This is a genomic window from Streptomyces spinosisporus (assembly GCF_022698145.1).
GTDB lineage: Bacteria > Actinomycetota > Actinomycetes > Streptomycetales > Streptomycetaceae > Streptomyces > Streptomyces spinosisporus.
In genome coordinates this window covers 214,892-231,205 of the sequence record NZ_JALDAX010000006.1, presented here as the reverse complement: position 1 = coordinate 231,205, position 16,314 = coordinate 214,892, and the positions used below count along the sequence as shown (strand labels likewise).

Below are 16,314 nucleotides of genomic sequence, written 5' to 3'. Positions count from 1 at the left end.
CCGAGTCGCGGGGCCGGCCTCGTTGAGCTGTTCGGTTCTCGTCGCTGGATAGGGTCGTGGCGTGGAGCGCAGCAGCAAGCAACCGGAGGACGCACACGCCGGGGAAGCGCAGGGTGAGCTGTCGCCCCGGACGGTCCGGGCGTTGTGGTGGGGCTCGGCCGGTCTGGTGCTCGGCGTCGTCGGCACTTCGGTGGTCGTCGCCGGTGCGGAGCACGGGTGGAGGCTGCCCGTGGCTGTGGTTCTGGTTCTCGCGCAAGCGTGTGTCCTGAAGTGGCAGGCCAGTGCTCCCGTCCCCGTCCTGGCGGTGAACGCGGTGACGGGGCTCGCGATGTGGAGCCTGCTGCCCGAGGTGTCCCTCACCGGCGCGCTGCTCGCGGCACAGATCACCCTGTGCGTGCTGTCGGCCACCCGGCCGCGGCGGGTGTCGGTGCGTGCGCTGGCGGCGCTGTGCCTGCCGGCGGTGGCGGCCTTCGGTGCGGGCGGCTTCACCGGGCTCGCGATCTATCTGCTGACGGTGGTGCTGGCCTGGACCGTGGGGCAGTGGCGCCGGGCGCAGCAGGCGCGGATCAGGGCGGAGGCCCGCCGCGCCGTGGTGGAGGAGCGCGCCCGGATCGCGCGCGAGGTACACGATGTCGTGGCGCACACCTTGTCGGTGATGGTCATTCAGGCGGGCGCCGCCGACGACGTGTTCACCGAACGGCCCGACCAGGCCCGTACGGCACTGCGGGCCATCGAGGCGGGCGCCCGCTCCGCACTCGGTGAACTGCGCCTGCTCCTAAGGGCGTTCGGGCCCGCCGCGGGAGGCGACGGCGCCGGGGAACGCCCGGACCAGGAGCCCTCACTCGCCCGTCTCGACGAGCTGGCGGACACCGTGCGCGCCACCGGGATGAACGTCCAGGTGCACCGAGAGGGTGACGAGGAACTGCCGTCCGCTGTGGATGCGGCGGCGTACCGGATCGTCCAGGAAGCCCTCACCAACACCCTGCGCCATGCGACCGGCGCCGACGCGGTGAGCGTGCACGTAACGACGGCTGAGGAGTGTGTGAAGGTCACGGTGGTCGACAACGGGCGTACGAGGCAAGGCAGTTCGGTGATGGCCGGATCGGGACGGGGGCTCGTGGGGATGAAGGAACGTGCACGGCTCGTGGGCGGCAGCCTGCGCGCCGGACCGCTGCCCGGAGGCGGGTTCGAGGTGTCGGCGCGACTGCCGGTGGAGCGCGTGGAGCGCGCCTCATGACACTGCGCGTGGTGGTGGCCGATGACCAGGCCCTGGTCCGTACCGGATTCCGCATGATCATCGACGCCCGGGACGACCTGGAGGTGGTCGGTGAGGCGTCCGACGGCGCCGAGGCGGTACGGCTGACCCGCGAACTGGCGCCCGACGTGGTGCTGATGGACGTACGCATGCCTGTCGTGGACGGCATCGAGGCGACCCGGCAGATCGTGGAGGGCGGCAGCCGGGCCAGGGTGCTCGTGCTCACCACCTGGGACATGGACGCGCACGTGGTCGCCGCCCTGCGGGCCGGGGCCGGCGGTTTCCTGCTCAAGGACATCCGCCCCACCGAACTCGTCGACGCGATCCGCCTCACCGCGCGCGGCGACGCGCTGCTGGCGCCGACCGTGCTCAGCCGTGTCCTCGACCAGTTCCTGCGCACCACGACCGACCCGACGCCGCCACCTGCCCTGAAGGATCTCTCCGGCCGCGAGCGGGAGGTGCTGACCCTGATCGGGCAGGCGTTGTCGAACGGGGAGATCGCCGAGCGGCTGCGGCTGTCCGAGGCCACCGTCAAGAACCATGTCACCGCGGTGCTGCGCAAACTGGGGCTGCGGGACCGTGTGCAGGCCGTCGTCGCCGCGTACGACCACGGGCTGGTGGAGCCACGCCGCCCCTGAGGCCCACCTCCTCTGCCGTCTCCTCCTCAGGGAGGAGGCCGGGCCGCGATCCTCCTGTGTTCCCAGTGCGGGACCGCTCGCGCGGCCGATCCGCGGGCAGGGGCGCCGACCGTAGCGTCGAGATGTGATCGACGACCTGCCCTGCCTCATGTATCTGCTCGCCCACGACGAAGCGGCCGAAGGCCCCTACGACCGCTCCAGGACACAGCTTCTGCTCCGTGCCGCCGCTCTGGTCGACCTCGCCTCGCGCGGCCGGCTGGGGGAGGACGGCGGCACGGTCACCGTGTCCGGCGCACAGCCGACCGGCGACCCCGTCCTGGACGGCGTGCTCGCCGACGCCGCCGCCGGACACAGCTGGAGACATCTCGTGCGCACCCACCGCAAGCGCACCCTGACGGAGGTCGAGGACCGGCTCGCCAGAGCGGGACTGCTCGCCGTGCGAGAACCCCGCACCCCGTTCGGCACGCGGCGCGTGAGCGTGACGGACCGGGCCGTGCCCGCCGCCCTGCACGCCCGTATCACCGCGGCGCTGCACGGGGACGGTCCGGTGACGGAGATCCCCGCCGCCGACGCCGCACTGCTGGCACTCGCCGCGGCGGGGGGTGTCCGCTCGGTCGTCTCCCGGCGGGACGAGAAGACGTACCGGAGCCGGATCGACGCCTGCACGGCGACTCTCGCCGCCCTCGCACCCGGCCTCGAGAAGGCCGTACGCAACCTGCCGATGACCATGATTGCCGCACAGGGCGGCATGGGCGGCAGCTGATCGTGTGAAGCGTCATGACGCAACTGGCGCAGATCGGCGAGGCGTTCAACCGGTCCACCGCCCGTCACGACGCACTGCGGCTGTTCCGGGTCCAGCAGCGTGCCATCGGCAGCTGACAGTCGGTTGGCGCGGTCGGTCAGTATCGCCCGACGTCACCCGCACCCTGGACGATCGGCACGGCGCGCCCCGTGACCCGTGTGCGGGTGTTCTCCGGGTCGACGTCGATGAGCAGATCGCTGGGGCGGCCCATGTCCTCGCCCTGGCGGATGGTGATCCTGGCCGGGGAGGTGACCAGCCCGAGGGTGCGGAGATACCCGCCGAACGCAGCGGCGGCGGCCCCGGTGGCCGGATCCTCCACGACGCCCCCGACAGGGAACGGGTCACGGGCGTGGAAGCGCTCCGCCGACTCGCGCCACACCAGGTGGACCGTGGTCCAGTCGTGGCGCCGCATCACCTCGGTGAGCCCCTCGAAGTCGTAGTCGAGGTCCGCCAGACGCGCCCGGGAGCCGGTGGCGAGCACCAAGTGGTCGTTGCCGCCGAACGCCACATGAGGCGGGAGTGCGGGGTCCAGGTCCTCGGGAGCCCAGTGCAGCGCCTTCAACGTGGCCTCCAGTTCGGCGCTCGTGGCGGGGCGTGAACGGGTCGGCACGCTGGTGAGGGTCGCCAGCGCCGTTCCGTCGTCGTCCACCCTGATGTCCACGGGGATGTCTCCGGCGGGAGTGTCGAGGACGATCTCGCCGGGGCCCAGCTGTGCGGCGAGGGCGACGGACAGGGCTACGGTCGCGTGTCCGCAGAAGGCGACCTCGGCGAGCGGGCTGAAGTAGCGAACCCGGAACCGGCGTGCCGCGTCGTCGCGTCCGGTGACGAAGGCCGTCTCGGAATAGCCGACCTCTGCGGCGACGGCGAGCATCTCGGCATCGTCGAGCCCGGAGGCGTCGAGCACGACCCCGGCGGGGTTGCCTCCCGCGGGATCGTGGGTGAAGGCGGCGTAGCGCAGGATCTGTGTGTTCGGCTTCGCGTGGTGCACGGGGCTCGTCCCGCTCGCGTCGGTGGTCATGACTCCACGCTGCCACCGTCGGCCGATCGCGTCCAACGATGGATGGCGATCCGGTCCATCGACGTATCGCATACCATGGCGTTGTGGACACCCGCCTGCTGGACACCTTCACCACGCTCGCCAGAACAGGCAGCTTCACCGCTGCCGCCGCCGAGCTGCACATGGCCCAGTCCACGGTCACCGTCCATATCCGGGCCCTGGAAAGGGAGTTCGGTACGCGGCTCTTCGACCGTCTGCCCACGGGCGCCCTGCTCACCGATTCCGGGCGGCGACTGCTGGAGAGGGCCGAGGACGTGCTGGACGCCGTCGCCCGGCTGAAGGCCGACGGCGACGGCGCCGCGGGCGGACGAGTGGTCGTGGGCGCTCCCGAGTCGCTGTGCTCCAGCCGGCTGCCGGAAGTGGTCGCAGCGCTGCGCACGAGCCGCCCCGAGGTGGAGATCAGCCTGTACGCGGCCGGTACGGCCGAATGCGTCGAGGGGCTGCGATCCGGACGCCTCGATCTGGCGCTGCTGCTGGAGGAGGCGGCCGACTTCCCCGATGTGACGACCGAGCCGATCGGCCGCGAGCCCCTCGCTCTCGTCTGCGCTCCCGGCCACCCGCTCGCCGCAGCCCCGCGTCGGGTGACCTGGGAGCACCTGGGCGCCGAGGACTTCTTCCTGCTGGAACAGGGCTGTTCCTACAGCGACGACCTCGAACGGCGGCTGCTGGCCGTGCCCGGTGCCCGGCCGCGGCTGACCCGCTTCGGCAGCGTGGACGCGGCGCGCTCCTGCGTCTGCGCGGGGCTGGGACTGGCCCTGCTGCCGCTGACGACCGTGGACGAGCACCTGCGCCAGGAGCGTCTGGTCCGGGTGAACGGACCGGGATTCGCCGATGTCCCGGTGCGGCTGGCCCGCCACCGCAGACGCTGGACGGCGCCCGCAGCCCAGGCCTTCACCGAGGCACTCAGAGCACACTCCGATTAGGCCTCGCGAGGACGCGACCCCCTCGGTGAACCGAGAACGAGCAGCAGCGAGACCAGCGCGCACACCACGAGGAACGTACCGATGGTGGCCATGCCCTCCTGCAGGCCGACGGTGAAGCCCGAGCCGCTGCCGCGGACGATGATGCCGAGTACGGCCACGCCGAGCGTGCTGCCGATCTGCCGGAAGGTGTTCTGCACGGCGGAGGCGGAGTTGCTCAGCCGGTCGGGCACGCTGGAGACCGCCAGATTGCTGATCGAGGAGCTGAGCAGCCCGCAGCCGATGCCGACGAGGGCCAGCCGCCACTCGATGCCCGCGAGCGTCGCACGGGAGGCCGCCGCCAGCAGCAGCGATCCGGCAGCGGTGACCGCGAGACCGGAGATCATCACGGGAGCGGCGCTGTAGCGGGCCATCAGCCTGCCGGTGACGGGCGCGACCAGCGCCATGACGAGGGTCATGGGCAGGAAGGCGAAGCCGGCGGCCAGGACCGAGTAGCCGCGCTGGTCCTGCAGGTCGAGGCTGTAGAAGAACAGGACCCCGAAGAAGACCGCGAAGTAGGCGAAGCCGCCGACATTGGCGGCGATGAACGGCCGGCTGCGCCAGACACCCATCGGCATCAGCGGGTTGCGCCCGTTGCGGCCCTTGCTCAGCTGCGTGGCGATGAAGACGGCCAGGCCGAGGAGGGACAGCGCGAGCGCTCCGAGCACCCGCGGCGAGGACCAGCCGGCGGTCTCGCCCTCGCTGAGCGCGAAAACAAGTGAGGCGAGGGTGACGGCAGCGGTGAGCGAGCCCGCCACGTCCAGCGTCCGGTGCCCCTCGGGGCGGCCGTGCCGCTCGACCGGGATCGACCTGCGCCCGAGCAGACAGGTGACCACGCCGAGCAGCACCGTGAGGGCGAAGGCGGCTCGCCAGGTCGTGACGCTGAGCAGGGCCCCGCCGACCACCGGACCGGCCGCCAGCCCCAGGCTGGCCACGCCCGCCCAGGCGCTCACCGCGCGGGCGCGCTCGCGAGGGTCGGTGAACTCGTGCACCAGGATCGACAGGGTCTGCGGGAGCATGATCGCCGCGCCGAGCGCCTGTACCGCCCTGGCGCCCAGCAGCAGCCCCGTCACCGGAGCGAGCGTGCACAGCAGGGACCCGGCGCTGAACACGAGGACGCCGAGCAGGAACGCCGTACGCCGCCCCCACCGGTCGCCGAGGGCTCCGCCGAGCAGCAGGGCGGCGGCGTAGGTGAGGGTGTAGATGGTGGCGACCCACTGCAGTGACGTGTCCGAGGCGTGCAGCGAGCGGCCCAGGTCCGGCAGGGCGACGTTGGTCATCGTCGAGTTGAACATGCTCAGCATGAGCCCCAGGCACACGGCCAGGAGGACCAGTTTCTGGCTGCTTCGTTCACGTATCGCCATGTCGTTCCTCAGTTTTATAGGTAGCCTAACTATAAAACATCGATGTGTGAGGATCGATGCGTGAGGACGGGGCGACGGATGGACAAGCCGACGGACGAACCGACGGGCGAGCCGGCACACGTGCTGACGGATGAGCTGACGGACGAGACGCGCAAGAGGCTGTTGCGGATCGGCCAGGCGATCCGCCGCGACGCCGCGAGCCTCCCCGTCACCACCGCGCAGGGCTCCGCGCTGAGTCTGCTCAGCGGCGGAGCGATGACCGTCGGACAGCTCGCGCAGGCCGAGGGGGTGCAGCCGCCGACCATGACGCAGCTCGTCAACCGCATGGAAGCGGCAGGGTGGGTGACCCGCTCGGGCCCCGCGCGCAAGGGAAGCACCGTGCAGATCACGGCACTTGGGGAGCAGGTCGCCGAGGACGTCCGCGCGAGCCGCAACCGTCTGCTGGCACAGCGGATGGCCGAACTGACCCCTCATGAACGCGAAGCCCTGGAGGCGGCCCTGCCCGTCTTCGACAAGATGTTTGGCCCACCGCTCTCCCCTCCGCGGCCCTGACATCCCGTCAACTCACCGCGTGGGGCTGGCGACCCGATGGACCCCTACGATCACCACCTTTGGTCGGTGCAGCGGCAGGGGAGCCGGCGGAACCGTTCCCGTCACGGTGAGTTCGAAGTCCCGACGCGTCCTGGCACGCGGGGCCAGCGGCAGTTGGATGCGCGCGTCCGCGACCAGGCGTCGTATCGCGGTCCGGCTGAGACCGAGCCCGACCATGAGCAGCCGTTCGACGCGGACCGGCGCAGGCAGCTCGAACCTGACCTGCACGGCGAGCGGCCTCGGGTCGTCGAGGTCGGGCTGAGGCGTGTCGCTCTTCAGCTCCCACGCACCGGCCCGGTCGAGGCGGTACTCGTTCTTCGCGGCGAGCGACGCGCTCATCGCCAGTTCCCGCACCGCGGCGAGGTCGTTGGACTCGTACGCCACCAGGCGGGCGGGGTCCAGCGACGACACATGGGCGCGTTCGTGGACGGGCACTTTCGAGGTCCGGCCGCAGCCCGCGCAGTGCAGCAGCAGCCATACGTCGAGGAGCTTGCCGTTCGCGTTGACACGGAACCTGCCCGAGGGGCGGTGCCGTGTGCCGGGGCAGTCCGGGCAGGGCCGCACGACCATGGGCAGGGCGGACTGGCGCACGGCCCACAGGGCCTTGCGTTCGATATTCATGGATGTGGTGGATTCTCTGGCTCAGCAGGAGCGCTCGCGGGGTGGGCCGCGGCTCCTGGGATCTGGCGGATGCACACGAGGGCGCGGCAGCGACCCCCGGGCCGAGTCGTCAGGCTCCGAGGTCGATCGCGCGACAGGTGACTGTGGGTACGTGGCAGCCGTTACAGATCCATGCGGGCGATCCTCTTCGAGACAGCGCCACCGGGCAACTCCTTTTACGCTTCGGCGCACCCGGACGGCATCGGCACCGGTCGGGATGGACATCCCCGGCCCCGGCGGTGACAATGACCGCGGTTCACCACCACTGAAGACACGCACAACCACCAACAGCACACCGAGACTTCTGCCCGGTGACGGAGTCGGTGCGGGGCGAGTGTCCCCTCTCCGCGCCAGCACTGGACGGTTCCAGACGGAGACCACGGGTCGGTACATCCGGGCACCGACGACCCAGGTGGGCCGTCCCGCCGGGCAGCGAACAGGACTCGCCGTGCCATCGGCGAACTACCGTTCCCTGCTGCGCACCCCGGGTGCAGCGGCCTTCTTCCTGCCCGCCTCGCTCGGACGCGTCGGCGTCGCGATGACCGGCCTCGGCATCGTCTGGCTCGTGCACAGCCACACCGGCACCTTCGCGGCGGCCGGCCTGGTCGGCGCCGGGTGCGCGGTGGCCGAAGCGCTCGGAGCGCCCCAACTGGCAAGGCTCGTCGACCGGTTCGGCCAGACGCGCATCCTGCCGCCCGCCCTGCTGGCCCATGCCCTGGCCGTGGCGATCCTCGTGTCCCTGGTCGCCGCGGACGCCTGCGCCGCCCTTCTGGTCCTGGGCGGTGCGCTGGTCGGAGCGACCCTTCCGCAACTCGGCGCGCTGTCCGCCGCACGCTGGGCGGCGCTCCTGCGCACCGACAGAGCGGCCGAACTGCCCACCGCCTTCGCGCTGGAGGCCGTCAGCAACGCGGTGGGCTACCTCCTCGGCCCGACCCTGGTCAGCGCACTCGCTGCGGCCGGACATCCCGTGGCGGGCACTGTGTCGGCCGCCTCCCTGTCGGTGACCGGAGGCCTGGTCCTCGCCGCACAGCGCGGCAGCGCGCCAACGCCGACGAGCAAGGACAAGCACCGCGCCCGCAAGACCACGGACCGGTCATTGCTGCGCGGCGGCATCTGCCTACTGATGGGCCTCAATCTGGCCATCGGGGTCTACTTCGGCGCCATACAGGTGTCGGTGACCGCCTTCGTGGTGGAACACGGCCCACCGAATGCCGCCGCCGTGATCTTCGCCGTCTCCAACTGCAGTGGGCTGCTGGCCGGTTGGCTGTACGGCATGCGACGGTGGCGCGCCGAACCGCCCGTGCAGTTGCTCGTGGCGACGGCCACCCTGCTGCTCGGCACGCTCCTTCTGCCGATGGTCGGCTCACCGTTCGGACTCGGAGCGGCCATGATCCTCACCGGCGCCACCGTCCCGCCCCTGCTCGCTCTCTTCTCACTGCTCACCGAGTCAACCGTCCACCCGACCGTCCTCACCCAGGCCTTCTCCTGGCTCGGCTCGGCAAGTGCGGCAGGCTCGGCCGCCGCGGCAGCCCTCTCCGGCCGAGCGATCGACACACTCGGCCCCCACGGCGGCTTCACGGTCACCACGACGTCCGCCGCCGCGATGACCGTGCTGAGCCTTGCCGGGCTACGGCTGTTCCGGCTCTCGGATCAGTTCACGTCGAAGAAGTAGTCGTACGGTGCCAGTTGGGCGCCGGAGCGCGTCGTCGCGTGGACCGTGAGATAGGCGAAGCCGCTCGAGGGCGGTGTCCAGTCGACACGTGCGGCGTGGTGGGCGCCCGCGGGGACCGTGACCTCCGGGTCACCGTTGAAGGAGTACGTGTACGACACGATCCCCTTGACCTTCGGCGCGAACGTGAAGGCGCCCGGGACGCCCGCACCGCCGCCGGAACCGTTCTCGGGGTACACGTCCGAGGTGACGGTCGGTGTGGTGTCGTAGTCGATTCCCCACGACGTTTTGTCACTGACCCAGCCGTTCGCGCTCTTGCTGGTCACCCAGAGGCGCTCGCCGTAGATGCCGTCCAGCGTGAGCTCCGTTCGGGCCGTGCCGTCCGCTCCGGCCGGGACCTCCACGGTCCTGTCACCGCCCAGGGCGCCGTCGGACCGCACGGAGTAGCTGACGACCGGGCTCGTCGACTGGAGAGCGGCGTCGGGCCGGAAGGTGAACATCGTCGGTTTGCCGTACTGCGGTGACGGGACGTCCGGAGTGACGGTGGGTGTCGTGGAACTGACGCGGAACGTGTAGCTGGTCCTCGCCGACGCGTGGTAGGCCCGGTCCAGACTCTGCACCCACAGGGTCATCACGCCGGAGCCGGTCGGCGGGATCAGGCTGAGCGTGGCCGAACCACCCAGGGTGTCGGCGCGCTTGAAGTACCGGGTGTCCGCGTAGGGGTCGACGGGCTGCGGAATCCCGTGGTCGCCGATGCTGGTGCCGATGACCGGAAGGTCGGACTGCCAGGAGAACTCGAACCCGGCGACATCGTCGACACCATTGGCGTCCAACGTGAACTCGACCGGCTCGCCGCCCTGGTTCCACGCGTCCGGCGGGTAGTTCGGCGAGGAGACGGTGGGCACGTCGGCCGGGCCGGTGTTGTCGATGGTGACGTAGCAGGGGGCCGACCAGTCCGAGGCGGTGTCACCGGAGACGGTCTGCGCCTGCCACGCGTAGGTCTCTCCGTCGGCGAGGGCGTCGGCGGGCAGGGTGCCGGGGGCCTCGTCACCGACGGTTTCATGGTCGCGAGTGACGGTCGTGATGTTCGTCGGGTCCGTGACCGGCCAGGCCTGGTACCGCACCCCGACCCTGGGGTCGGTGGTGTCGGTCGCTCCCGGAATGCCCTCGACCACCAGGCCGTCTCGGGCCCCGAGATACGTGGGCCGGTCCGCGTCCGTCGAGCAGTTCCGGTATCCGTTGAACAGCTGCGTGGGCGTGGTGGGCGTCCCGGAGGCTGCGTTCGCCGGGGAAGCGGCGGTGGCCAGTACCAGGCCCAGGGGCCCCAGCACAGCAAGAACGGCACGCGGACGCGTGCCGAAGGACATCGTCAAGTGATCTCTCCTGTTGGGATGCCGCAGACCGTGCACCGATGGGCACTGGTGTGCGGGTGGCGGTGAGATCGTATGAGGTGACGTGCGAAGCCGCAGGCAAGTTTTGGGACATGCTTTACGCGCTGCAGGAAACTCCCACCCTGGTTGGCGCAGTCTGACAGTAGGCAAGGTTCATCCGGGCCGGAGAGCTGTTGAAGAGCAAGAGAGTGGAGCAGGGCGTGCGAGGGCGCAAGGGCGGCATAGGGGTCGCGTTCGTCACGGTTGCGATGCTGGTGGGCACGAGTGCCTGCGGTGGGGGCAGCGGTGACAAGGCGAGCGATGACATCGGGAAGGGGTCGGGGAAGCCGAGTGCGAGCGCCTCGCCCTCGCCGACGAAGCCCAAGGGACCGCCGATGCTGCTGGACACGATCACCCCGCAGACGGGAACCACCGTCGGTGTGGCCATGCCCATCTCGGTGGTCTTCACGAACCCCGTGGCCGCCAAGGCGCGGGCCACGGTCGAGAAGCACATGAAGGTGAGCGCCTCGCAGCCGGTGGAGGGCGCCTGGCACTGGTTCGGCGACCGGCGCGCCGACTGGCGCCCGAAGACGTACTGGCCCTCCGGCACCACGGTGAAGATCGACGCCGACATGACGGGCGTCAGCAACGGCAACGGACGCTACGGCGTGCACGGCTACACGCACACCTTCAAGATCGGTGACGATGTGCGCGCGGACGTCTCCGTGGCCGGCCACACCATGAAGGTGACCCGCAACGGCAAGCCGGTGCGCACCCTCTCGATCAACGCCGGCAGCCCCCAGTTCCCGACCTGGAACGGCACGATGGCCGTCATCGACAAGCAGGAGAAGGTCCACATGACCTCCTGCAGCGTCGGCATCAGCTGCGACAAGGGCAGCCCGAACTACTACGACCTGACCCTGCCCTGGGACGTCCACCTCACCCAGTCCGGCACGTACGTCCACTACTCGACCGGCGACCCCAACCCGGGCAGCGGCAGCGCCCGCGGCTCGCACGGCTGCGTCCACCTGTCGATGTCGGACGCCAAGTGGTTCTACGGCCAGGTCAAGCAGGGCGACCCCATCACCATCACCGGCTCGCCGCGTGCCAAGGCCCCGGCCGACAACGGCTACGCGTCCTTCAACCTGAGCTGGGACCAGTGGCTCGCAGGCAGCGCGTCGGGCGCGTCGACGACCGCCACCCTGTGACACAGCAGCCGGCCCGACCCGACCGCGGTCAGGCCGGCTGCCACAGCTCGATCCGGTTCCCGTCCGGATCCGTGACCCAGCCGAAGCGCCCGACGCCTTCCATGTCCTGCGTCTCCTCGGCCACATCCGCACCCTTGGCACGCAACTGCGCGAGCATCGCGTCCAGATCGCGCACCCGGAAGTTCAGCATCGTCTGCTGGGCCGCGGAGCCGAAGTAGTCGGTCCCGGACTCGAACGCCGCGAAGACCGTCGGCCCGCTCTCCTGACTCCACAGACCGTTCTCGTCGGCGTCCAGCCCCAGGCAGTCGCGATACCACGCGCTCAGGGCCGCCGGGTTCGTGGCGCGCAGGAAGTAGCCACCGATTCCAAGCACACGTTCCATGCCGTCATCCTGCCAGGACATCGACGGGACGGCCCGGGATGCGTTCCAGCACCCCGCCCGCGAAGACGTCGTACAGCGGCAGCGTCTCCAGATGGACGTAGCCGATGTGGCAGTCGCAGGTCGTCAGCGGACAGGGGCGCGGGCGCAGGGCGGTGCGATAGGAGCCGTCGTAGAGGTTGCCCAGCTCGGCACGGACGAAGTGGCAGCGACGGACGGTGCCGTCGCCGTCGACCGAGACCACGGACTCGCCCGTGCGACAGGGCAGACCGGCGCTCGCGTGAGGGTGGCGGCTGTACGGGAAGAGGGGGTCGAGCCCGGTCCACTCGTCGGCCTCGGCGTCCCGGTAGGTGTGTCCCTCGGCGGCGTTGATCCACAGGTAGACGTGCGCGGGCAGGTCGGCGCGCAGCCGGCGGGCCGCCTCCAGATGCTCGGGCAGGCCCACGACGCCCACGCTGAAGCGCACACCACGCTCGGCCAGGTCGCGGCACTTGGCCAGGAAGGGGTCGTAGGGGGTCTGGCCCGGGTGGTACGTGCACCACAGCGCGAGGGTGTCGAGGTCGGCCCCGGCGAGCCAGTCGGTGCGGCAGCTGAGGTTGGTCTGGATGGCGACCCGGCGGATGTGCGGCAGGCGCGACAGTTCGGTGAGCGTGCGCCGGTACCAGGAGCGGACCAGGCCCTCGCCCCAGGGTGTGAACAGCAGCGACAACCGGTCGTCGCTGTCCGCGGCCCACTGCGCGAAGCGCTCCAGGGCGGCGCGGTCGGCGCGGAGTTGGGCGGTCGTGTCGCGCCGCTTGGCGAACGGGCAGTACGGGCAGTCGTAGTCGCAGGAGGCGAGCGGACCGCGGTAGAGGACGGTCAGATCCATGGCGGGCCGGTCACTTCCTCTCGTACGCGGCCATGGCGGCCCGGACGGCGGGGGAGAACAACTCGGGTCCGATGGCGTCCGAGTGGGCGAGTCCCTCCGGGGTGAGCCGCAAACGGGTCGTGTCGGACTCGGCGTCGGCGTCCGCGTCGACGTCGGCGTCAGTCAACCAGCCGCGCTCCGCGAGTAGTTGGAGCTCCGGGCCGAAGTCGTCGAGCGGTCCCGATCCGAAGCGGGCGCGGTAGTCGTCGACCGCCAGACCCTCGGCCTGGAGGAGGGACTGGAGGAGATGGCGGCGGCGCGCCTCGTGGGCGTCCATGCGGTAGCCGACCTCCGCGCGGGCGAAGTCGACTGTGGCGACGTAGTCGTCGATGATCCCGCGGATCTCGTGCATCCCCACCGCATAGTCGAAGGAGTAGTGCAGACCGGTCGTGTAGGAGCGGGCGCCGCAGCCCAGGCCGATCATGCCGTCGGTCTGGCAGGCGTAGTCGTCGGCGCCCTGCCGCGGGGCGTCGGCCCTCCGGAACATCCGCATCGACTGCTGGGTGTAGCCCCGGGCGAGGAGGTGGTCGCGGCCCGCGCGGTACAGGCGCAGCCGCTGGGCGTCCCAGGCCTGGTCGGGGTCGCCGGTGTCGGTGCGGTGACGGTCGAGGCCGGTCAGGGGGCGGACGTAGAGCGGGTACAGGTACAGCTCCTCCGGCTGCCAGTCGAGGGCGGCGTCCAGCGAGCGCAGCCAGGTCTGTTCGGTCTGGCCGTCGATGCCGTAGATGAGGTCGATGTTGAGGACCGGGATGCCGGCGTCCCGGATGCGGGCGAGTGCGGCCTCGACGTCGGCGCGGCGCTGCGGGCGTACGGCGGCTCTCGCCTCGGAGTCGACGAAGCTCTGGACGCCGAGGCTGAGCCGGGTGGTGCCGCGCTCGGCGAGGACGGCGAGACGGTCGGCGGTGGCCGTGGCGGGCGAGGCCTCGACGGAGAGCGGGATCGCGCGGAGGTCGGCGCCCATGCGGTGTTCCGCGATGTCGCAGAGGCGGTCCAGTTCGGCTGCGGTCAGAAAGGTGGGGGTGCCGCCGCCGAACGCGGCCGTGACGAACCGCACTTGCTCCCCGTGCCCGAGAGCCTCGCGCACGGCGCCCGCCTGACGTTCGAGTGCGTCGAGGTAGGCGCCGGTCAGGTCGTCGGGAGCGCCGATGCGCGTGAAGAGGTTGCAGAAGCCGCAGCGGACCTCGCAGAACGGTATGTGCAGATAGAGGGAGAGGGCACTCTTGTCCTCGGCCGCCCACAGGGACCGCAGTGTGGGCCGGTCGGGGAGCTCTCGGTAGGCGGTCTTGTGCGGGTACGCGTACACGTAGTGCTGATACGGGCTGGTGAGCTGGGCGGTGGTCATCGGACGGCCTCCGCGAGGTCGGTCTCTGAGAGGTCGGTCCCCGCGGGGTCCAGGAAGAAGTGGGCGTACGGCACGGTCCATACGGACTCGTGGCCCAGGCGGTGACCGGTGTAGCCGTCGTCGCCGTAGGCGGTGCCGTGGTCGGAGCAGACGATGGCGAAGCAGCGGCGCCGCAAGCTCGCGGCGGAGAAGAGACGGCCGATGTGCCGGTCGACGTACTCCAGGGCGGCGGCATGTGTCTCGCGGGTGTCGCCCGCCTCGCGGGTCGCGCCGGGCAGGTGGAACCAGTTGGGCTGGTGCAGGGCGGAGACGTTCACGAAGAGGAACAGCCGCCGGTCGACGGGGAGTTGCGCGACGACCTGCTCGGCACGGGCGACCTGGTTCTCGAAGGAGTGCGGCGAGGTGACGCCGAACTCCCTCTCCCAGTGCGCCTCGTGGAAGAGACCGGGCAGGACCGTGCCGAGCGGCCCCTGCTGATTGAAGAAGCCGACGCCTCCGATGCAGACCGTGTGGTAGCCCACCTGCGCCAGTCCGGAGACGAAATCCGGGGTGTCGTAGACGAAGGTGCCGTCGGCGGTCGTCTCGCTCCCGGCGAAGCTCGCCGCGAACAGCCGCGGATGCGGGCCCGGTTCGGCCGGAGTCGGCAGGAATCCCGCGAAGATCGCCTGATGCGAGGCGTAGGTGAAGCTGCCCGGTGCGTGGCGCTTCTCCCAGCGGCCGCCGGGGAGATGGCGGGCGAGGTTCGGGATGCGCCCCTCGGCCGCCAGCTCGACGGCCACGTCGTGGCGCAGGGTGTCGAGGGTGACGAGGAGGATGTCGTGATGGCCGACGACCTCGTTCATGTCGGGCTCAGGCATGGGGTGTTCCTGTTCTGTACGGGTGGAGCGGGCCGGGCGCGGTGGGCTGTGCAAAGCAGATCCGGAGGGGCTGTGCAGAGCAGACCCGGTGGAGCTGTGCACGGCAGACCTGACGGAGCTGCGCAGAGCAGGCCCGGTGCGCCTGCGCACAGCGGCGGCCACCTGCGCGGCGTAGGTGTCCTGGCCCTCGGCACCGCTGCCGGGCAGGCCGGTCAGCCGGGGCAGCAGGTCGCCGAAGGCGTTGACCTCGCCGACGAAAACCCTGCGCCAGCCCACGGCCGGCAACAGGTCAACGCCGACGCAGAGGGTGCGCGGGAAACACGACGCGGCGCGCTCGCACACGTCCAGCACGTCGGCCCAGCGCGCGCCCGCCGCCTCCACGGCCTCACGGGCGGCGCCCAGGTCGCCCCGGCTGCCGCCGAGATGCAGATTGGTCAGCGGAGTGCGGCTGGTGCGGACCACGGCGTGGGTGGCCCGGCCGGCCACGACCACCACCCGCAGGTCGGCGGCGCGGCCCTGCTGGGAGGCCTTCGGCACCCAGCGTTCGAGATGCAGCCCGTCCGGCGCGAGCGCGTCGACCATGGCGGCGATGTCCCGTTCACTGTCGTAGCGGCGCACTCTCAGCGAGTTGTGCAGCGCGCCGTCCGGGGCGAGTTCGACGGACGTGGTCGCCTTGATCCGCCCGCCGCCCGACTCGACGGCGAGGACTCCCGACGCCGACGACCCATGGGCGAGCTTGACGAACAGCCGGTGCATACGGTGCTCGCGCATCAGCCTCCGTACATCGTCCCAGCCGCGCACCGGCGCGCCGCCCGGGCCCGAGGTGGGCGAGGCGGGGACGGGCACTCCGGCCGCCTCCAGCACGGAGTGACAGGCGCGCTTGTCGAACAGCACGGCGAGATCGCCGGGGTCGTCGAGGCGGATGCCGCCGCGCATGGTGCGCAGTGCGGCGGTGAACCCGGCGTACCAGCGGGCGGAGCCCTCGACCCGGGTGGGATCGAGGGAGCCGCGCAGCAGCCGGTCGACCTCGGAATTCTCGCCGGGCGAGTCGATCCGTACGATCTCGTCGTCGGCGAACTCCGCTCCTCGCTCGCGCAGGACGTCCGCCCAGGCGACGACCCGCGGACCGGGCAGGCCGGCCGCGCGCACCGCGTCCGCGAAGAGGGACACCCGGCGGTTGTCGGGATTGCCGACCACGGCGAACCGCGGCCCGCCGAGGGTGGCAGGACGAGCCATCGGGGAAGTACTCACTGGAG

The 16,314-nt window shown here is 71.1% G+C and carries 15 protein-coding genes and 1 pseudogene; 7 read left to right on the top strand and 9 right to left on the bottom strand.

The features are described 5' to 3' along the window. Positions 1–61 precede the first annotated feature (61 nt). The 3 genes from MQN93_RS18435 (at position 62) to MQN93_RS18425 (ending at position 2,656) form a co-directional block, all read left to right on the top strand. Positions 62–1,237 carry a sensor histidine kinase gene (locus MQN93_RS18435; protein WP_242710341.1) on the top strand — a complete coding sequence of 392 codons (1,176 nt, stop codon included), beginning with the start codon at positions 62–64 and terminating at the stop codon, positions 1,235–1,237. Beyond that, positions 1,234–1,893: a response regulator gene (locus MQN93_RS18430; RefSeq protein ID WP_242710340.1), complete on the top strand. Its 660-nt coding sequence runs from the start codon at positions 1,234–1,236 to the stop codon at positions 1,891–1,893. Before MQN93_RS18435 ends, MQN93_RS18430 begins: the two co-directional genes overlap by 4 nt. A 124-nt stretch (positions 1,894–2,017) precedes the next feature. Further along, positions 2,018–2,656, top strand: a complete 639-nt coding sequence (locus MQN93_RS18425; protein WP_242710339.1) for a GOLPH3/VPS74 family protein — start codon at positions 2,018–2,020, stop codon at positions 2,654–2,656. 136 nt (positions 2,657–2,792) lie between these two features. Here MQN93_RS18425 and MQN93_RS18420 read toward each other — a convergent pair whose 3' ends face one another. Continuing rightward, positions 2,793–3,713: a PhzF family phenazine biosynthesis isomerase gene (locus tag MQN93_RS18420; protein ID WP_242710338.1), complete on the bottom strand. Its 921-nt coding sequence runs from the start codon at positions 3,711–3,713 to the stop codon at positions 2,793–2,795. An 83-nt stretch (positions 3,714–3,796) separates the two neighbouring features. On the opposite strand from MQN93_RS18420, the gene MQN93_RS18415 reads away from it, so the two are divergent. Beyond that, positions 3,797–4,675, top strand: coding sequence for a LysR family transcriptional regulator (locus tag MQN93_RS18415; protein ID WP_242710337.1), 879 nt, complete (start codon positions 3,797–3,799; stop codon positions 4,673–4,675). Here MQN93_RS18415 and MQN93_RS18410 read toward each other — a convergent pair. After that, complete coding sequence (locus tag MQN93_RS18410; RefSeq protein WP_242710336.1) at positions 4,672–6,075, bottom strand: MFS transporter; 1,404 nt, start codon at positions 6,073–6,075, stop codon at positions 4,672–4,674. The two genes, MQN93_RS18415 and MQN93_RS18410, sit on opposite strands and share 4 nt — an antisense overlap. A 78-nt stretch (positions 6,076–6,153) precedes the next feature. Here MQN93_RS18410 and MQN93_RS18405 point away from each other — a divergent pair, with 78 nt between their 5' ends. Beyond that, positions 6,154–6,627: a MarR family winged helix-turn-helix transcriptional regulator gene (locus tag MQN93_RS18405; protein ID WP_242710335.1), complete on the top strand. Its 474-nt coding sequence runs from the start codon at positions 6,154–6,156 to the stop codon at positions 6,625–6,627. Positions 6,628–6,639: 12 nt separating this feature from the next. Here the strand turns inward: MQN93_RS18405 and MQN93_RS18400 are convergent, their stop codons facing one another. Then, on the bottom strand, positions 6,640–7,287 hold the full coding sequence (locus tag MQN93_RS18400; RefSeq protein ID WP_242710334.1) for a DUF1062 domain-containing protein: 648 nt from the start codon (positions 7,285–7,287) through the stop codon (positions 6,640–6,642). A gap of 487 nt (positions 7,288–7,774) precedes the next feature. Here MQN93_RS18400 and MQN93_RS18395 point away from each other — a divergent pair, with 487 nt between their 5' ends. Further along, complete coding sequence (locus MQN93_RS18395) at positions 7,775–8,998, top strand: MFS transporter (RefSeq protein WP_242710333.1); 1,224 nt, start codon at positions 7,775–7,777, stop codon at positions 8,996–8,998. On the opposite strand, the gene MQN93_RS18390 is transcribed toward MQN93_RS18395, so the two are convergent. Continuing rightward, complete coding sequence (locus tag MQN93_RS18390; RefSeq protein WP_242710517.1) at positions 8,977–10,362, bottom strand: hypothetical protein; 1,386 nt, start codon at positions 10,360–10,362, stop codon at positions 8,977–8,979. The genes MQN93_RS18395 and MQN93_RS18390 overlap by 22 nt on opposite strands. Positions 10,363–10,634: 272 nt before the next feature. Between MQN93_RS18390 and MQN93_RS18385 the strand changes: the two genes are divergently transcribed. Then, positions 10,635–11,573, top strand: a complete 939-nt coding sequence (locus tag MQN93_RS18385) for a L,D-transpeptidase (protein WP_242710516.1) — start codon at positions 10,635–10,637, stop codon at positions 11,571–11,573. 28 nt (positions 11,574–11,601) lie between these two features. Here MQN93_RS18385 and MQN93_RS18380 read toward each other — a convergent pair whose 3' ends face one another. The 5 genes and pseudogenes from MQN93_RS18380 to MQN93_RS18360 all read right to left on the bottom strand — a co-directional run. Next, positions 11,602–11,955 (bottom strand): VOC family protein, encoded by a 354-nt coding sequence (locus MQN93_RS18380; RefSeq protein ID WP_242710332.1) that lies wholly within the window; start codon positions 11,953–11,955, stop codon positions 11,602–11,604. Positions 11,956–11,959: 4 nt separating this feature from the next. Next, positions 11,960–12,820 (bottom strand): STM4011 family radical SAM protein, encoded by an 861-nt coding sequence (locus MQN93_RS18375; RefSeq protein WP_242710331.1) that lies wholly within the window; start codon positions 12,818–12,820, stop codon positions 11,960–11,962. A gap of 10 nt (positions 12,821–12,830) precedes the next feature. Next, entirely contained in the window at positions 12,831–14,201 is a 1,371-nt protein-coding gene (locus MQN93_RS18370; RefSeq protein WP_242710330.1) for an STM4012 family radical SAM protein, read from the bottom strand. After that, positions 14,198–15,043 carry an STM4013/SEN3800 family hydrolase gene (locus MQN93_RS18365; RefSeq protein WP_242710515.1) on the bottom strand — a complete coding sequence of 282 codons (846 nt, stop codon included), beginning with the start codon at positions 15,041–15,043 and terminating at the stop codon, positions 14,198–14,200. The genes MQN93_RS18370 and MQN93_RS18365 overlap by 4 nt, the downstream gene beginning before the upstream one ends. A 159-nt stretch (positions 15,044–15,202) precedes the next feature. Then, positions 15,203–16,294 (bottom strand): annotated as a pseudogene (locus MQN93_RS18360) (STM4014 family protein); the annotation flags it as partial. Positions 16,295–16,314 lie beyond the last annotated feature (20 nt).

Excerpts from the sequence above, each read along its gene's own strand:
- MQN93_RS18430 (WP_242710340.1), top strand. The coding sequence starts at position 1,234 with ATGACACTGCGCGTGGTGGTGGCCGATGACCAGGCCCTGGTCCGTACC.
- MQN93_RS18420 (WP_242710338.1), bottom strand. The coding sequence starts at position 3,713 with ATGACCACCGACGCGAGCGGGACGAGCCCCGTGCACCACGCGAAGCCG.
- MQN93_RS18410 (WP_242710336.1), bottom strand. The coding sequence starts at position 6,075 with ATGGCGATACGTGAACGAAGCAGCCAGAAACTGGTCCTCCTGGCCGTG.
- MQN93_RS18405 (WP_242710335.1), top strand. The coding sequence starts at position 6,154 with ATGGACAAGCCGACGGACGAACCGACGGGCGAGCCGGCACACGTGCTG.
- MQN93_RS18400 (WP_242710334.1), bottom strand. The coding sequence starts at position 7,287 with ATGAATATCGAACGCAAGGCCCTGTGGGCCGTGCGCCAGTCCGCCCTG.
- MQN93_RS18390 (WP_242710517.1), bottom strand. The coding sequence starts at position 10,362 with ATGTCCTTCGGCACGCGTCCGCGTGCCGTTCTTGCTGTGCTGGGGCCC.
- MQN93_RS18385 (WP_242710516.1), top strand. The coding sequence starts at position 10,635 with ATGCTGGTGGGCACGAGTGCCTGCGGTGGGGGCAGCGGTGACAAGGCG.
- MQN93_RS18380 (WP_242710332.1), bottom strand. The coding sequence starts at position 11,955 with ATGGAACGTGTGCTTGGAATCGGTGGCTACTTCCTGCGCGCCACGAAC.
- MQN93_RS18375 (WP_242710331.1), bottom strand. The coding sequence starts at position 12,820 with ATGGATCTGACCGTCCTCTACCGCGGTCCGCTCGCCTCCTGCGACTAC.
- MQN93_RS18370 (WP_242710330.1), bottom strand. The coding sequence starts at position 14,201 with ATGACCACCGCCCAGCTCACCAGCCCGTATCAGCACTACGTGTACGCG.
- MQN93_RS18365 (WP_242710515.1), bottom strand. The coding sequence starts at position 15,043 with ATGAACGAGGTCGTCGGCCATCACGACATCCTCCTCGTCACCCTCGAC.